Below are 14,634 nucleotides of genomic sequence, written 5' to 3' on the forward strand. Positions count from 1 at the left end.
ATGATAGGCCGCTTCAGCGCGCCCGATCCCGTGCCAGCAGGCCCTCGTAGGCGATCGCGACGTTGGCGCAGAAGATGTCCAGCATCTCGCGCCCTTCGTCGTCGATGGGATCCGACAGCACCATGTACAGCAGGCTCTCGTTGCCCGAGTGCGTCTGGTAGTAGCCGATGAAGCGCCCGTCCTCGAAGCGGCTCTCGCGCGTGACCAGCGCCTGGTCCAGCGCGTCGCGCACGTCGGGCGGCAGGTCGGTGAGGCGGTTGCCGGCCAGCAGCCCCTGGTACTCCGAGGTGGCGGCCAGCACCTGCAGCCGGCCCTCGGCATGCGAGGCCGCGTACATGCGGCTCGCGCACAGGCCCTGCGCCTGGTAACCCAGCATGTGGCCCACCTGCTCCAGCAGCGCCGATGCGAAGTGGCGCAGGTTGCTCGAGTCGTGGATCTGCGTGATCGCATCGATCGAGCGCCGCAGCGCCGCGCGCGACTGCGACAGGATCACGATGTCCCGGTAGGAACGCAGCGCCGAGTAGAAGACGGTGATCAGCTTGCGCTTGGTCAGCTCCGTCTTCTCCTTGTAGTCGTTGATGTCGTAGGTCTTGATGACATGCTCTTCGGGCGCCTGGCCCGGCTGTCCGGTGCGCAGCACGATGCGCACCTGCGTGTTGCGCAGCTCCTCGCGGATGAAGCGCGCGACGTCCAGCCCGGCGTGCTCCGACTCCATCACCACGTCCAGCAGGATCAGCGCGATGTCGTGGCGGTCGCGCAGCACGTCGCGCGCCTCGCTGCCGCTGTAGGCATTCAGGAACTGGAGCCGGCGCCCGGCGAACTCGAAGTCCGCCATCACCAGCTGCGTGACCTGGTGCACGGCGGGATCGTCGTCGACGATCATCACCACCCACGGATCGAGCACGCGGCTCCGGCTCTCCTCCCCGGGTTCCGGCAGCTCGTCGGCGAACACCATGTCGGTCATCGGTCCCTCCCTGCGGGCTCTTGATGTGCCGGCATTATCAGCAGCGGCCGCGACAAGGGAATGCGGACATGCACGCGGGCGCGGCGCGCCGCGTGACCGCCCGCACGGTTTCGGCGCTCGACAGGGCGCCCGGCCGCCAGCGCGCGGTCAGCAGAGCACGGTCAGCACGGCGGGTCCAGCGGCACAGGCCCGGTGCGGTCGCGGCCCTGGCGGGTGCGCTTGGCCTCGTACATCCGCATGTCGGCGCACTCCATCAGCGCCGTCGCGTCGCGCCAGTCTTCCGGGCAGCGCGAGGCGCCCATGCTGGCGCGCAGCCGCAGCACGCGGTCCAGGTAGGCGAAGGGGCCCTCGACGGCCGTCTGGATGCGATCGAGCGTGGTCGCCAGCGTCGAGGCCGAGCCCGCGTGGGTCAGCAGCACGGCGAACTCGTCGCCGCCCAGTCGCGCGACCGTGTCCGACTCCCGCGTGGCCATGGCCAGACGGCGGCTGAACTCGATCAGCGCGGCGTCGCCGGCGGCATGGCCGAGGCTGTCGTTGATGAGCTTCAGGCCGTCCATGTCCAGCAGCAGCACGGCGATCGGCGGATCGCCGCGCTCGACCTCCGCGGTCGCATGCCGCAGCCGGTCCATGAACAGGGAGCGGTTGGCCAGGCCGGTCATGTCGTCGTGGGTGGCGCGGTGGAAGAGGTCGTCGCGGCCGTAGCGGGTGGCCCAGTACATCGCGGCGCCCAGCACCTTGGACATCAGCGAGAGCACCTCCACCTCGCGGTTGCCGAAGTTGCGGGTGCGGGCGGAGAAGGCCTTGAGCACGCCCACCGGCGTGCCCTGGTGCGACAGCGGCAGCACGACCATCGAGCGCAGGCCGACGCGGCGGCAGGCCTCGAGGTCGACCCGGCTGTCGGATTCGACGTCCTCGCAGATCAGCGGGATGCCCTGGCGCAGGCAGGTGCCGGAGAGGCTGCCGTCGCGCCGCACCCGCACGCCCAGCTGGTGGGAGGCGGCGCCGGCGACGGCGCGGTAGACCAGGTCCTCGCCCTCGGCCAGTTCGATCGCGGCGCCGTCGGCGTCGACCAGTTCCAGCGTGCCGTGGACCGACAGCGACATCACGCCCGCCAGGTCCAGTCCCAGCTGGGCGACCTGGCTGTGGATCTCGATGATGCGGAGAAGCGCTTCCCGGCTCGGCATCGAACGCCCCGAAGAGAACCGCTCCCTGGCCCCTGCCGGCCGCCGCGCGCGCACTGTCGTGCGTCGATGCGCGGCACCACCTTGCCGGCGTGGCGCCAGTCTAGACCTCGTGCCACCGCGATTCATCCCCTGTTTCTGGTGAAAAGGGGGTTGACGTCCGCCGGCCCGCGGCAATCTCCGGATGCCGGCGATGTCTTTACGCCATGTCTTTACGCAGTCGGGACAGGCGGTGCGCAGAATCGCGCCCCATGCCTGACCACCAATCCGCTCCCGCCGGCACACCCGCCGCGACATCCACGGCGACATCCACGGCCCCACCCGCCGCGATGCAGCCCTTCACGCCCTACCAACGCCTGGCCGCCGGCCTGATGGCGCTGCTGCAATTCGCCGTCGTGCTGGACTTCATGATCATGTCCCCGCTGGGCGTGATGATCATGCCGGCACTGCGGATGAGCGCCGGCGAGTTCGGCACGGCCGTCTCGGCCTACGCCTTCAGCGCCGGCATCGCCGGCCTGCTGACCGCCGGCTTCGCCGACCGCTTCGACCGCAAGCGGCTGCTGCTGTTCTTCTTCGGCGGCTTCCTGCTGGGCACGCTGTGGTGCGGGCTGGCCACCAGCTTCGTGTCGCTGCTGGCGGCGCGCATCGTCACCGGCCTGTTCGGCGGCGTCATCGGCTCCATCGTCATGGCCATCACCGCCGACCTGTTCCCGCCCGCGCAGCGCGGCCGCGTGATGGGCCTGCTGCAGGGCGGCTTCGCGGCCAGCCAGGTGCTGGGGCTGCCGTTCTCGATCTTCCTGGCCTCGCGCTTCGACTGGCATGCGCCGTTCATCGCGATCGTGCTGTTCGGGCTGCTCGCCGCGCTGGTGATCGCGACCCGGCTGCAGCCGGTCAATGCGCACCTCGGCGCGGCCGGCACCGGCCGGCACAGCGCCGGGCGGCACCTGCTGCAGACGGTGCGGGTGTCGCGCCAGCAGCTGGCCTTCGCGCTGACCGCGCTGCTGACGACGGGCGGCTTCATGCTCATGCCCTTCGCCAGCGCCTTCGTGGTGCACAACGTCGGCATCCCGCTGGATCACCTGCCGGTGATCTACCTGGTGACCGGCCTGTGCACGCTGGTGTTCTCGCCGCTGATCGGCCGCATGGCCGACCGCGTCGGCGCGATGCCGGTGTTCTACGCCGGCTGCGCCATCACCATCGCCACGGTCGCGGTCTACACCCACCTGGGCCCGTCGCCGCTGTGGCTGCTGATCCTGGTGAACGTGGTGATGTTCGTGGGCATCTTCTCGCGCATGATCCCGGCCCAGGCGACCCTCGCCGGCGTGCCCGCGCCGGAGCAGCGCGGCTCGTTCAACGCGATCAATTCGGCGCTGCAGCAGCTCGCCGGCGGGGTGGCCTCGCTGGTGGCGGGCCACATCGTCCACATCGGGCCGGACGGCCACGTCCAGGACTTCGGCCAGGTGGGCTACGTCGTGATCGGATCGACGCTGGTGGCCGCGCTGCTGATGCGCCAGCTGGTGCGCGGCCAGCCGGCAGGCGGCGCGCCCTTGACGGCGCCTTCACGGTGAGTCCGGTTATCGACCCGTGATTGATTTCACGGAAGGGTTCGGCTTGCGCCTGGGCGGTAGGGAACCGGTGGTCGAGCGGCGGTGGCTGGTGACGCTTCGGTGAGGACGCATCCCTAGAATTCAGGGTTTTCACTGACCCGAACTTCGACCATGTCCTCCGCGATCCGGCGCCTGAGCGGCGTCCTTGTCATGTCCGCCGCCGCGCTGACGTCGCTGTCGGCCAGCGCCGCCGGCTCCACCATCGACACGATGGCCCGCATCAAGGAGACCCGCACGATCACGCTGGGCGTGCGCGAGACGTCCCGTCCGTTCTCCTTCGTCAACGAGCAGAAGCAGGGCCAGGGCTACACCGTCGAGCTGTGCCTGGCGGCTGTCGACGAGATCAAGAAGGAACTCAAGCTGCCCGAGCTGAAGGTCGAGTACGTCGTCGTCTCGGGCGCCGACCGCATCCCCAAGCTGCAGAAGGGCGACATCGACCTGGAGTGCGGCTCCACGACCAACACCAAGGCGCGGCAGGAGCAGGTCGACTTCAGCTACACCGTCTTCGTCGCCGGCATGCGGGTGCTGCTGCCCAACGGCACCCGGGTCGAGACGACCAAGGACCTGGACGGCATGACGATCGCGCTGACCAAGGGCACGACGTCGGAGAAGCTGTTCAACCAGCTGAACAAGTCGGGCGAAGCCAAGATGCAGCTGGTGCAGTACGCCAGCAACGGCGACGCCTTCAAGGCGCTGCGCGAGGGCAAGGCCCGCGCGTTCGCGCAGGACGACGCGCTGCTGCTGGGCCTGACCTCGAAGGAGAAGGCGCAGGACAGCCTGAGCCTGGGCGGCATGGCGTTCTCGGTCGAGCCCTACGGGATCATGATGCGCAAGGGCGACACCCGCCTCGGCTCGATCGTGGACCGCGTGCTGAGCCGCATCTACGCCAGCGGCGAGATCGACCAGCTCTACGCCAAGTGGTTCCAGACCTCGTCGCTGTCGATCCCGATGAACCGCCTGACCCGCGACGGCTTCAAGCGTCCCAACAAGGAAGCCGGCGTGGCGATGCTGCTGGGTTACTCCATCTGATCCGCGAGCGTCGCTCGAGGAACTCCGGCGGGCCTCAGGGCCCGCTTTGCATTTCTGGCACTCCCTAGGGCTGGGGAGAGGCGGACGGACGCATCGCCGTGACACTGCGCGCTCCTCATTGCCGCAGGATCGTCATGCGCCTGGATGCCTTCCGCCGTTGCCTGATGTCGTGGATGCCGCGCATACCGCGAGTGCCGCGAGTGCCGCGAGTGCCGCGGGTGCAGTCGATGCCATCGACGCCACCGCTGTCATTGGTGGGGCTGATGTTCCTCGTGCTCGCCTCGCCCGTCCGCGCGTACGACGCCCCGACCGGCTGGACGATGCGCGTGGTCGATGACGGGCTGCTGCAGCAGCCGGCCGACCTGCCGCCGGGCAAGGTGATGCAGTTGTGGGCGGCGCCGCCGCTGGAGGTCGGGCGCGCCCAGGGCCTGGACGCCTTCGCGCGCATCCGTGAGCCGCTGCGCGGGCTGGGCGCGAGCGGCCAGCCCGCCTGCCGCGCGCCCGAGACGCTGACCGCCGGCGTCGTGGTGCAGAGCTGCGTGGTGACGGTGGCGGGCGCCGCCGTCGAGACCCAGGTCTACATGCGCCCGCCGCGCGACGGCAAGGTCGAATGGCTGCGCATCGCGTTCTCGCAGGAGGAGGCGCTGCTGCAGCGCTACGGCGACGGCCTGAAGTCCATCACGGGCAAGTCCAACGAGCTGTGGCCGACGCTGCGCGCGCTGGCCGGCGACGACCGCCGCCTGCGCGAGGAGGCGGAGCGCAGCGCCACGCTGGAACGCCGCGCCGCCGCCGAGCGCGCGATCCGGGCCGCGCCAGGCAAGGGCGTCGCGGACAAGGACATCGCCTTCCTGCTCTGGACCTGGTACCAGCCCAGCGGCGAGAGCCTGGTCGAGCACGTGCACCTGCTGCTCAAGGACGGCAGCGGCTACCAGCGGCTGGACCTGCCGCCCGACGAGCTCGACATGGCCGGCGCGCGCCGCTTCCAGCCCGAGCGCGTCATCCAGTGGCGCCGCCAGGGCAGCGAGTGGCAGATCCGCGACCACGACGACAAGGACTGGCGCACCGTGCAGGGCCGGCCGGCGCAGCCCGCCGAGGCGGGGCAGCGGGTGGACGGCACCTTCACCCACTCGTGGTACTCGATCCTGGGCGGCAGCAGCTCGCAGAACCGCTTCCACTTCCATGGCGACGGCCAGTTCGAGCAGAGCGGCCGCGCGGTCTTCGGCACCGGCTCGATGGCCGCCGCGGCCGGCGTGACCGGCATGGCGACGACGTCCTACTCGCGCGGCGGCAGCACGGGGACCTCGTCGGTGAGCGCCGTCGGCGCCGGCGCCGGCGGCGGGACGACGCAGCGCCGCAACGGGGCCGATTTCACCGGACGCTACCGGCTCGAGCGCTGGGCCATGGTCGTCGAGCGCGACAACGGCGAGCAGCAGCGCGTGCTGTTCGCCTTCAGCGGCCCGGAGCGGCGGTCGGTGTTCATCAAGGACACGGGCTACTCGAAGTAGCCCGGTCGGCGGCTGTCGGAAGTCGAAGGCCGGCTCCGGCTCCGCACGCCGATGCCAGCCGCGTTCAGACGCTCATGCGCCGAGCGCCCACACGCTGTGCGGCGCGCCGTTGCGGGCGCGATGCCGCGTCGCGCGGGCCAGCAGGAGCAGCAGCGCGGCGCCGAGCAGCGCCGTCAGGTCGACGGTCCACAGCAGCAGGTCGCCGCGCAGCAGGCGCGGGCCGAGCATCGCGGCGTCGGCCAGCGCGATGCAGCCGGTGAGCGCCGCGGCGGCGACGCACAGCTCGAAGGCTGCCTTCGGCAGCGGGCGGACCAGCGCCCAGAGCACGCACAGGCCCAGCACCGCGAAGTAGACCGGCTGCACCGCGTCGGCGAAACGGTCCGGCCCCAGCACCCGGGTGCCGACGAACAGCGCCGAGATGCCCGCGATGCAGCCCAGCGCCACGCCCAGCGTCAGCCGCGCCATCACGCTGGCGCGGCGCGGCTGGGCCGCTTGCTGGTGCTTGCGGCGCGATTCGACCCACAGCAGGTTGCCGCTGTAGAAGAGGAAGGCGCCGGCGAGCGCCAGCACGAAGTACACCCAGCGCAGCGCCAGTCCGCCGAAGTCGCCGTAATGCAGGGTCTGCAAGCCGCGCAGCAGGGCGGTGCCGCTGCCGTAGCTCGTGGGCCGCTGGACCGGATGCAGCAGCGCGCCAGTAGTGCCGGACAGCTCCACGCGCGTGGCCCCGCTGAGGTGGCGTTCGTGCACGACGCCGTCGGCTTCCACCTGCGCGGCGGCGTCGCCGTGATGGCGGATGTGCAGGCGTTCGACTTCCAGTCCGGGCGCCGCCCGGGTGGCCGCGGCGACCAGTTGCTCCACGTTCAGCGGCGATGCCGGCGTGCCGCTGGCCTGGACCGGCCGCGAGAAGCCGGCCTGCGGGCCGATCAGCGCCAGCAGCTTGCCCTCGAAGACCAGGAACTGGAACGGCGCCAGCAGCAGCGTGCCGATGCACAGCACCGCGCCGCTCCAGGCGAAAACGATGTGGAAAGGCAGGGAGAGCAGGCCGACGGCGTTGTGCGCGTCCTGCCAGAGCCGCTTCAGGTTGCGGCCCCAGCGCAGCGCGAAGAGATCGCGCGCCAGCACCGGCAGGTAGATCACCAGCCCGCTGACCAGCGCCAGGCCGTAGACCAGCGACACCACGCCCATCGTGTAGGTGCCCCAGGCGCCGGGAATGCCGACGGTGTAGTGCAGGCGGTAGATGAACTCGCCGAGCTCGCCGCGCTCCCGCTGCTCGCGGGGCTGGCCGTCGGCGCCGAGCTCGAACGACCGCCAGGCCTTCGTCGCGGGATCCTGGCCGTAGGCGCGCAGGCCGTGGCCGTCGTGGGGCAGCTGCAGGCGGATGTCGGCCGCCATCTTCGGCGCCTGCGCGAGCACGCCGTCCAGCAGCCGCTGCGCGTCGGCCAGCGCGGGGGGCGGGCCGGCCGGGGGCTCGGCGGCGGCGGACCATTCCTCGATCTCGTGATGGAACAGCGTCAGCGCGCCGGCGTAGAAGGCGATGAACAGCAGCAGGCCGGCGGCGATGCCGATGCCGCTGTGCACCGAGAGCCAGGTCTTGAGGGTCTTGGCGTTCATGCGATGCGCACCCAGCCGATGAACTTGAGTCCGTGGATCGCCGCGAAGCACAGCGCGGTGATCGCGGTCATGACGATCCAGGCGCGCGTCGCGCTGCGCAGCTGGAAGGGCAGGGCCAGCGCGCCGACCCAGACGGGGCAGGCGCAGACCAGCAGCACCAGCGCGTGGTCGCGCAGCGGGCCGGGCCACAGCAGCGCGGCCAGGCCCACCACGCCGACGGTCAGCGGCAGGCCGAGCAGGCCCGCGGCGAGGGATCTAGCCCACATCGCTGTCTCCCTGGGCGTGGACGCGCCACGCGTTGAGGAAGGGCAGGGCGACCGCGCCCAGCATCGCGGCGCTGAGCGCGACCGAGAACGCGGCGGTGACGCCGAGCGCGGGCACGGCCAGCAGCGTGGCGACCACGAGTAGCGCGAGCGCGGCGCAGCGCCAGCGGCGCGGCCGCGCGCTGCGGGGCCAGAGCCGCTGATGGCTGCTGGCGCGGTAGAGCGCGATCGCGGCGGCCAGGCCGACGACCGAGGCCAGCACGGCGGCCGCACCCGGCGCGGCCAGCAGGGATTGGGAAAGGGGATCGGCGAGCGAGGTGTCGGCGGCGGCCCACGCGGACGTGCCGGCGAACAGACTCAGCGCCAGCGCCCGCGAGGGGCGCGCCAGGGGTGGTCGGGACATGAGGAGCGGTCCTTGTGACAGGCGACGGCTGGCTCACTCATGTTGGCTGGCGGGGCTGGCGATTATTCCATCGCGTCGGCGGAGGTCCGCAATCTCCCTGCGGCCGGCGTGTCGCGCCCGGAAGTCGGCCTCGTCACGGCCCTTCGGGCCTTGCAGCCTCGGGGTCTGTCTCCCCGCCTCGGGGCCGCGTGGCGCCCTTACCAGGGCTGCGCCGCCGGCGTGCCCTGGTGGTAGCGCATCTGCCAGCCGTCGGCGGTCTTCAGCCACAGCGAGGACCGCAGCGTGTGGTGGACCAGCGTCCCGTCCTCCTGGCGATGCGCCGAGCGGTAGGTCAGCAGCGCCGCTTCCGGCGAGATCGGCGCGAGGCGGAAGTCGTCGGGCACGACCTTGGGCGGCTCATGGTCGTCGGCCAGCCACGCGATGATCGTCGGCCGGTCGTACTGGCGACCGGAGCGGCCGACCTCGTGGAAGTCGGGATGCAGCAGCTGCGAGAGCCGCTCGGCGCTGCAGCGCACGCCGGGGTGGTGCAGCTCGACCTCCAGCGCGCGGAGGGTGTCGAGCAGGGAGCGGTCGGTATCGGGCATGGGCGTCGGGCGGGATGCGGAGAGGCGAGGATACCGGCCGCGGCGCTCATGCCCTGTCACTCACGCCCTGTCACTCACCCCCGCCGAGTCGAAGCTCGCCATCTCGTCGAGCAGGCGGCAGGCCGACGCCAGCAGCGGCCAGGCCAGCGCCGCGCCGGAGCCTTCGCCCAGGCGCAGGCCCAGGTCCAGCAGCGGCTCGGCCTGCAGCGTGTCCAGCATCAGCCGATGGCCCTGCTCGTTGGAGCGGTGCGCGAAGACGCAGCGCTCCAGCACCGCCGGCTGCAGCGCCGAGGCCACCAGCACCGCCGCACCGGTGATGAAGCCGTCCACCACGATCACCCGGCGCTCCTGCGCCGCCTGCAGCACCGCGCCGACCATCATCGCGATCTCCAGGCCGCCCAGCGCGGCCAGCGCGGCCAGCGGCTCGGTCGCGCGCGGATGCTTGTCCAGGGCGCGCGTCAGCACGTCCAGCTTGTGGCGCAGCTGCGCGTCGTCCAGGCCCGTGCCGCGGCCGACGCAGGCCGCCAGCGCATGCCCGCCCAGCCGCGACAGCAGCAGCGCCGCCGACGAGGTGTTGCCGATGCCCATCTCGCCCAGCAGCAGCACATTGCCCGGGCGCTTCTGCAGCAGCGTCTTGCCCGCCGCGATCGCGGTGGCGCATTCGTCCATCGTCATCGCCGGGCCGTCCAGCATGTCGCGGCTGCCCATGCCGATCTTCGCGATCAGCAGGCCCGGCCGGGGCTCGAAGACATGGCGCACGCCGGCGTCAACGATGCTCAGCTGCAGCCCGTGCTGGCGCGCCAGCACCGACACCGCCGCGCCGCCCGCCAGGAAGTTCTCCACCATCTGCCAGGTCACGTCCGGCAGATAGGCCGAGACGCCGTGCGCCGCCAGCCCGTGGTCGGCCGCGAAGACCATCAGCTGCGGATCGACCAGCCGCGGCTGCTCGGTGCCCAGGATCAGGCCCAGGCGCAGCATCAGCGCCTCCAGCCGTCCCAGCGAGCCCAGCGGCTTGGTCTTGCGGTCGATGCGGTGGCGCAGCGCCGCGGCCAGCGCGTCGTCGTGCAGCGAAGGGATCGCGGGAATCAGGTCTTGCGTGGTCATGCGGACTTCTTGTGACGTCAAGGAAGACGGGCGCGTCGCTCAGCGTGAGGCCGCTGGCGTCGATGTGCGTGGGGGTGGCGGCGAGGACGAAGGCGCCGGCGACAGCAGGCCCGCCAGCGCGCCGGGTTCGAAGTGGCGATCGACGTAGTCGGCCAGTTCGTCGAAGACCTGGTCGAGCGGGCGGACCGGCCGGTCGAACAGCGCGGTCAGGACCCGCTCGTCCTCGAAGAGGCCGTGCAGGTAATGGCCGAGCACCGGTCCGTGCTGCCAGCCGACCGGTTCGCCGAGGTCGTCGAACAGCACCGGCCGCGCCTCGGGGAGGGCCGGGTGTTGCGCGGTGCGGCCGTGATGGATCTCGTAGCCGCGCGCCGGCTGTCCGCCAAGCGCCGACCACGGCGCCGCCAACTCGGGCGCGAAGCGGCAGCGGCTCTCGCGCAGCAGCTTGTCGCGCTCGAACAGCGTCACCAGCGGCAGCAGCCCCAGGCCCGGCGCGTTGCCGTCCAGGCCATGCGGGTCGACCAGCGCTTCGCCCAGCATCTGCAGGCCGCCGCAGATGCCCAGCACCGGCCGGCCGGCCGCCGCGTGCGCCGCGATCGCCACGTCCAGCCACTGCGCGCGCAGCCAGGCCAGGTCCGCGGCCACCGCCTTCGAGCCCGGCAGCACGATCCAGTCCACGCCGTCGAGCTCGGCCGGCGAGCGGGCCCAGCTCAGCCGCACGTCGGCCAGGTTGCGCAGCGGCTGGAACTCGTCCAGGTTGGACAGGCGCGGATAAGCGACCACCGCGATGCGCAGCGCGCGGCCGCCGCCGGTGCCGCCGGTGGCGCGGTCGTCGAAGACGCCGTCCTCCTCCGGCAGGCCATGGCCGCGCCACATCGGCAGCGTCGCGAGCGTCGGGACGCCGGTCAGCTGCGCCAGCATCTCCGGCCCCGGCGACAGCAGCGAGGCATCGCCGCGGAAGCGGTTCAGCACGAAGCCGCGGATCAGCGCGCGCTCCTCGGCCGGCAGCAGCTGGTGCGTGCCGTACAGGTGCGCGAAGGCGCCGCCGCGGTCGATGTCGCTCACCAGCAGGCAGGCCGCGCCGGCCTCGCGGGCGGTGCGCATGTTGACGTAGTCGCTGCTGTGCAGGTTGATCTCGGCGGGCGAGCCGGCGCCTTCGATGACGACCACGTCGTTTTCGTCCAGCAGCGCGTGCAGCGCGCCGCGCGCGCGGACCCAGAGCGCCTCGCTGCGCTCGCGCCAGGGCGCGCGGCTCAGCGCCTCGTCGACCTCGCCCAGCACCACCACCTGCGAGGCCGTGTCCTTCTCCGGCTTGAGCAGCACCGGATTCATGCGCACCTCGGGCCGCGCGCGGGCGGCCAGCGCCTGGAAGTACTGCGCGGCGCCGATCTCGCCCTGCCGACCGCCGAGGCCGGGCACGACGCGCGCGTTGTTGCTCATGTTCTGCGCCTTGTAGGGCGCGACGCGCAGCCCCTGGCGCGCATACCAGCGGCACAGCGCCGTGGTGAGGAAGCTCTTGCCGGCGCCGCTGGTGGTGCCCAGCACCATGACCGCGCGGCCGCGGCCGGTGGTCGCGCGGGGGCGGTCGTTGTCGCCGCCGCTCATTGCGTGGTCTCCACTGGCACGGTCGTGTCGAACGCGCCATGCACCGACGGCGCCGCGGGCAGCGCCCGATGCCCGCCGAAGGTCTGCATCGCCGCCGCCAGCGCGTCGACGGCTTCCGGCGCCTGCACCGACACCCGCACCAGGCCCGGCAGGCCGAAGGAGCTGGCGTCGCGGAGCTTGATCCCCAGCGCCCGCAGGCCTTCGAGCAGCGGCTCTGGCGTCGCCAGCCAGGGCGCCGGCAGCGCCGCGAGCCAGAAGTTGGCGACGCCGCCGTCGATCTGGTCGAAGCCCAGCGCCGCCATCCGGTCCCATTGCGCGGCGCGCCACTCGCGCAGCAGCGGCAGCGAGGCCTCGAGCTCGTCGCGGATCGCCGGCGTGGTCCAGGCCTCGAGCAGCGCCTGGCCCTCGGCCGACAGCACCCAGCTGGGCGCCAGTTCCGCGACGCGGTCGACCCAGAGGCCGTCGCGCGGCCCGAGCAGGTAGGCGCCGCGCACGCCGGTCATGCCCAGCGCCTTGTTGGGACAGACCAGGCGCCAGGCGCCGTCGGCGATGGCCTGAGGCAGGGCGCAGCCGCCGCCCAGGCGCAGCGCGCCGTAGGCCTGGTCGACGACGAGTTGCGAGCCGCTGTGGCCGAGCGCGAGCGCGACCGCGGTCCATTCGGCCGCGCCGAAGCTGGCGCCGGTGGGGTTGTTGGGATCGCAGACCCAGACCAGCGACGGCAGGGTCAGCGTGTCGGCGAGCTGGAAGGCGTCCTCGTAGCCGCACACCTGCAGGCCGAGTGCATGCGCCGCGGCGGCGTAGTCGCCGAAGCCGGGCTGCGGCACGCACACGCGGGTCACGCCGGACAGCATCGCGGCCAGCGTCAGGCGGCGGATGGCTTCCGAGCCGCCGGAGGCCGGCAGCACGCGGTCGGCATCGACGCCGTGCCAGTCGCCCAGGCGCGCGCGCAGCGTCGAGTAGGCGGGATCGGGATACCGCAGCCGGTCCGCGCGCAGCACCGCGTCGAGCGCGGCCGGCGGCGGGCCGAGCGGATGGGCGTTGGTGGAGAAATCGTGGCGCACGGGCGGGCCGGCGTCGGTGCCGCCGTGCAGCGGCAGGGGGAAGCGGCTCATCGCGGGCCTCCGAGGATCAGGGCCAGGCCGAGGCCCGGCGCGAACGCGCCGCGCAGCGCCGCGGCGCCGAGCGCCAGCAGCGCTGCCAGCCCCAGCAGCGCGCCGGCCGCGAGGCGCTGGGCGGCGCCGATGTCGCCGGCGACCACGGGCGCGCCGGACGGGTTCAGGGTGTAGTGGCCGGGCTTGCTCAGCAGCCGGTCGAGCCGCAAGGCCATCGCGCCCATCGGCCAGCCGCCGTTGGGCGAGGGCGTGCGGGCGGCTTCGCGCCGCAGGGACGCGAGCAGCGCCGGCCGCAGCGCGATGAGGGCCAGGCCGGTCAGCCGCGCGGGGATCCAGGACAGCAGGTCGTCGGCGCGCGCGGCCCATTTGCCGGCCCATTCCCAGCGACCGCGATAACCCCACATCGCATCGGCGGTGTTGGCGAAGCGGTAGGCGGCCGCGCCGGGCAGTCCAGCGACCATGAACCAGAACAGCGGCGCCACGACCGAATCGTTGAGGTTCTCGGCCAGCGTCTCGATGGCGGTCTCGCGCACCTGCACCGGCGAGAGCGCGCGCGTGTCGCGGCTGACGAGGCGGGACAGACGGGTGCGGCCGTCGTCGAGCGAGCGCGCCAGCGCGGTCTCGACGGCGCCGACCTCGTCGCGCAGCATGCGCCAGGCCAGCATCGGCTTGAGCGCGAGTCCCACCAGCAGCGCCGCGGCGCCCAGGCGCCAGCCGCCGAGCCACGGTTCCAGGCCCGCGATGATCGTGTGCTCGATGGCCCAGGCGGTGAGGGCGGCGAGGACAAGGCCGATCGTCCAGGCGAGTGCGCCGCCCAGGAAGGCGGCCTTGGCCGACATCGCGCACAGCCGGTCGCCGAAGAGCGTCAGGAAGCGGCCCATGCCGACGACGGGATGCACGGCGGCCGGTGGCTCGCCGAACCAGCGGTCGACCAGCAGGGCGATCGGGATCGCGAGAGCGAGCAGCCAGGGCATGGGAAGCGTGGACATCTTGGCGCGGGCGGGCGGGATCAGGCGCGCAGCTTAGCGGTCAATCCTCGATGCCCCGCTGGGCGGGGACACCGGCCTTGAAGTGATGCTTGACCATCGTCATCTCGGTGACGGTGTCGGCCAGGTCGATCAGCTCCTGCGGCGCGCCGCGACCGGTCAGGCAGACATGCACATGGGGCGGCCGCTCGCGCAGCGCCTGCAGGACCGGCTCCAGCGGCAGCCAGCCGTAGCGCAGCGGATACATGATCTCGTCCAGCACGACCAGGAAGTGCTCACCGCCCAGGATGGTCGCCTTCGCGCGCTCCCAGCCGTCGCGCGCCAACTGCGCCGAGTGATCCAGGTCCTTGCTCTTCCACGAGAAACCATCGCCGAGCCCCTCGATCGGCACGCCGATCTGCTCGAACAGCCGGTGCTCGCCGAAGCGCGCGCTCGGCACCTTCATGAACTGGTAGATGTGGACCCGCTTGCCGCGGCCATGCGCCCGCAGCGCCAGGCCGAAGGCGGCCGTACTCTTGCCCTTGCCGTTGCCGGTGTGGACCAACACCAAGCCGCGGCGCTCGCCGCTGGGGATGATGCGTTCGCGGTCGACGGGCGGTTGTTCGATTTCCATGTCGTGCTCCGAAAGAGAGAGACCGTGACCCCACTCCCGCTTGCCGGAAAAGAGGTCATCGACGATTCAC

The 14,634-nt window shown here is 72.2% G+C and carries 14 protein-coding genes; 3 read left to right on the forward strand and 11 right to left on the reverse strand.

The features are described 5' to 3' along the window. Positions 1-13 precede the first annotated feature (13 nt). Together FHT38_RS02360 and FHT38_RS02365 are read right to left on the reverse strand one after the other, a co-directional pair. Positions 14-964 (reverse strand): DUF3369 domain-containing protein, encoded by a 951-nt coding sequence (locus tag FHT38_RS02360; protein ID WP_147241508.1) that lies wholly within the window; start codon positions 962-964, stop codon positions 14-16. Between the two features lie 161 nt (positions 965-1,125). After that, the gene (locus FHT38_RS02365; RefSeq protein ID WP_183485099.1) at positions 1,126-2,148 is read right to left on the reverse strand and encodes a sensor domain-containing diguanylate cyclase; all 1,023 of its coding nucleotides are present in this window, start codon (positions 2,146-2,148) and stop codon (positions 1,126-1,128) included. 248 nt (positions 2,149-2,396) lie between these two features. Between FHT38_RS02365 and FHT38_RS02370 the strand changes: the two genes are divergently transcribed. The 3 genes from FHT38_RS02370 (at position 2,397) to FHT38_RS02380 (ending at position 6,286) form a co-directional block, all read left to right on the forward strand. Next, positions 2,397-3,713 carry an MFS transporter gene (locus FHT38_RS02370; protein ID WP_183489510.1) on the forward strand — a complete coding sequence of 439 codons (1,317 nt, stop codon included), beginning with the start codon at positions 2,397-2,399 and terminating at the stop codon, positions 3,711-3,713. A gap of 150 nt (positions 3,714-3,863) precedes the next feature. Continuing rightward, entirely contained in the window at positions 3,864-4,781 is a 918-nt protein-coding gene (locus FHT38_RS02375) for an amino acid ABC transporter substrate-binding protein (RefSeq protein WP_147241510.1), read from the forward strand. Positions 4,782-5,044: 263 nt separating this feature from the next. After that, positions 5,045-6,286 carry a hypothetical protein gene (locus FHT38_RS02380; protein ID WP_183489514.1) on the forward strand — a complete coding sequence of 414 codons (1,242 nt, stop codon included), beginning with the start codon at positions 5,045-5,047 and terminating at the stop codon, positions 6,284-6,286. Positions 6,287-6,358: 72 nt separating this feature from the next. On the opposite strand, the gene FHT38_RS02385 is transcribed toward FHT38_RS02380, so the two are convergent. From FHT38_RS02385 to cobO, 9 genes are all read right to left on the reverse strand, one after another. After that, positions 6,359-7,897, reverse strand: a complete 1,539-nt coding sequence (locus FHT38_RS02385; RefSeq protein ID WP_183489517.1) for a PepSY domain-containing protein — start codon at positions 7,895-7,897, stop codon at positions 6,359-6,361. Further along, entirely contained in the window at positions 7,894-8,163 is a 270-nt protein-coding gene (locus FHT38_RS02390) for a DUF3649 domain-containing protein (RefSeq protein WP_183489521.1), read from the reverse strand. The genes FHT38_RS02385 and FHT38_RS02390 overlap by 4 nt, the downstream gene beginning before the upstream one ends. Then, the gene (locus FHT38_RS02395; RefSeq protein WP_221213728.1) at positions 8,153-8,563 is read right to left on the reverse strand and encodes a hypothetical protein; all 411 of its coding nucleotides are present in this window, start codon (positions 8,561-8,563) and stop codon (positions 8,153-8,155) included. The genes FHT38_RS02390 and FHT38_RS02395 overlap by 11 nt, the downstream gene beginning before the upstream one ends. 197 nt (positions 8,564-8,760) lie before the next feature. Next, a complete protein-coding gene (locus tag FHT38_RS02400; protein WP_091721282.1) occupies positions 8,761-9,147 on the reverse strand; it encodes a DUF4440 domain-containing protein in 387 nt (128 codons plus the stop codon). Positions 9,148-9,207: 60 nt separating this feature from the next. After that, positions 9,208-10,251: a nicotinate-nucleotide--dimethylbenzimidazole phosphoribosyltransferase gene (gene cobT, locus FHT38_RS02405; protein WP_183489524.1), complete on the reverse strand. Its 1,044-nt coding sequence runs from the start codon at positions 10,249-10,251 to the stop codon at positions 9,208-9,210. Between the two features lie 39 nt (positions 10,252-10,290). Beyond that, complete coding sequence (locus tag FHT38_RS02410) at positions 10,291-11,853, reverse strand: cobyric acid synthase (protein WP_255488580.1); 1,563 nt, start codon at positions 11,851-11,853, stop codon at positions 10,291-10,293. Next, positions 11,850-12,965 carry a histidinol-phosphate transaminase gene (locus tag FHT38_RS02415; RefSeq protein ID WP_183489527.1) on the reverse strand — a complete coding sequence of 372 codons (1,116 nt, stop codon included), beginning with the start codon at positions 12,963-12,965 and terminating at the stop codon, positions 11,850-11,852. The genes FHT38_RS02410 and FHT38_RS02415 overlap by 4 nt, the downstream gene beginning before the upstream one ends. Beyond that, on the reverse strand, positions 12,962-13,954 hold the full coding sequence (gene cbiB, locus FHT38_RS02420; RefSeq protein ID WP_255488581.1) for an adenosylcobinamide-phosphate synthase CbiB: 993 nt from the start codon (positions 13,952-13,954) through the stop codon (positions 12,962-12,964). Before cbiB ends, FHT38_RS02415 begins: the two co-directional genes overlap by 4 nt. A gap of 40 nt (positions 13,955-13,994) precedes the next feature. Further along, the gene (gene cobO, locus FHT38_RS02425) at positions 13,995-14,564 is read right to left on the reverse strand and encodes a cob(I)yrinic acid a,c-diamide adenosyltransferase (RefSeq protein WP_147242047.1); all 570 of its coding nucleotides are present in this window, start codon (positions 14,562-14,564) and stop codon (positions 13,995-13,997) included. Positions 14,565-14,634 lie beyond the last annotated feature (70 nt).

The organism is Mitsuaria sp. BK041 (genome assembly GCF_014193085.1).
GTDB lineage: Bacteria > Pseudomonadota > Gammaproteobacteria > Burkholderiales > Burkholderiaceae_C > Roseateles.

What these genes read in the sequence shown, in the direction of transcription:
- FHT38_RS02360 (WP_147241508.1), bottom strand. Translation starts at nt 964, where the DNA reads ATGACCGACATGGTGTTCGCCGACGAGCTGCCGGAACCCGGGGAGGAG.
- FHT38_RS02365 (WP_183485099.1), bottom strand. Translation starts at nt 2,148, where the DNA reads ATGCCGAGCCGGGAAGCGCTTCTCCGCATCATCGAGATCCACAGCCAG.
- FHT38_RS02370 (WP_183489510.1), top strand. Translation starts at nt 2,397, where the DNA reads ATGCCTGACCACCAATCCGCTCCCGCCGGCACACCCGCCGCGACATCC.
- FHT38_RS02375 (WP_147241510.1), top strand. Translation starts at nt 3,864, where the DNA reads ATGTCCTCCGCGATCCGGCGCCTGAGCGGCGTCCTTGTCATGTCCGCC.
- FHT38_RS02380 (WP_183489514.1), top strand. Translation starts at nt 5,045, where the DNA reads ATGTTCCTCGTGCTCGCCTCGCCCGTCCGCGCGTACGACGCCCCGACC.
- FHT38_RS02385 (WP_183489517.1), bottom strand. Translation starts at nt 7,897, where the DNA reads ATGAACGCCAAGACCCTCAAGACCTGGCTCTCGGTGCACAGCGGCATC.
- FHT38_RS02390 (WP_183489521.1), bottom strand. Translation starts at nt 8,163, where the DNA reads ATGTGGGCTAGATCCCTCGCCGCGGGCCTGCTCGGCCTGCCGCTGACC.
- FHT38_RS02395 (WP_221213728.1), bottom strand. Translation starts at nt 8,563, where the DNA reads ATGTCCCGACCACCCCTGGCGCGCCCCTCGCGGGCGCTGGCGCTGAGT.
- FHT38_RS02400 (WP_091721282.1), bottom strand. Translation starts at nt 9,147, where the DNA reads ATGCCCGATACCGACCGCTCCCTGCTCGACACCCTCCGCGCGCTGGAG.
- cobT (WP_183489524.1), bottom strand. Translation starts at nt 10,251, where the DNA reads ATGACCACGCAAGACCTGATTCCCGCGATCCCTTCGCTGCACGACGAC.
- FHT38_RS02410 (WP_255488580.1), bottom strand. Translation starts at nt 11,853, where the DNA reads ATGAGCGGCGGCGACAACGACCGCCCCCGCGCGACCACCGGCCGCGGC.
- FHT38_RS02415 (WP_183489527.1), bottom strand. Translation starts at nt 12,965, where the DNA reads ATGAGCCGCTTCCCCCTGCCGCTGCACGGCGGCACCGACGCCGGCCCG.
- cbiB (WP_255488581.1), bottom strand. Translation starts at nt 13,954, where the DNA reads ATGTCCACGCTTCCCATGCCCTGGCTGCTCGCTCTCGCGATCCCGATC.
- cobO (WP_147242047.1), bottom strand. Translation starts at nt 14,564, where the DNA reads ATGGAAATCGAACAACCGCCCGTCGACCGCGAACGCATCATCCCCAGC.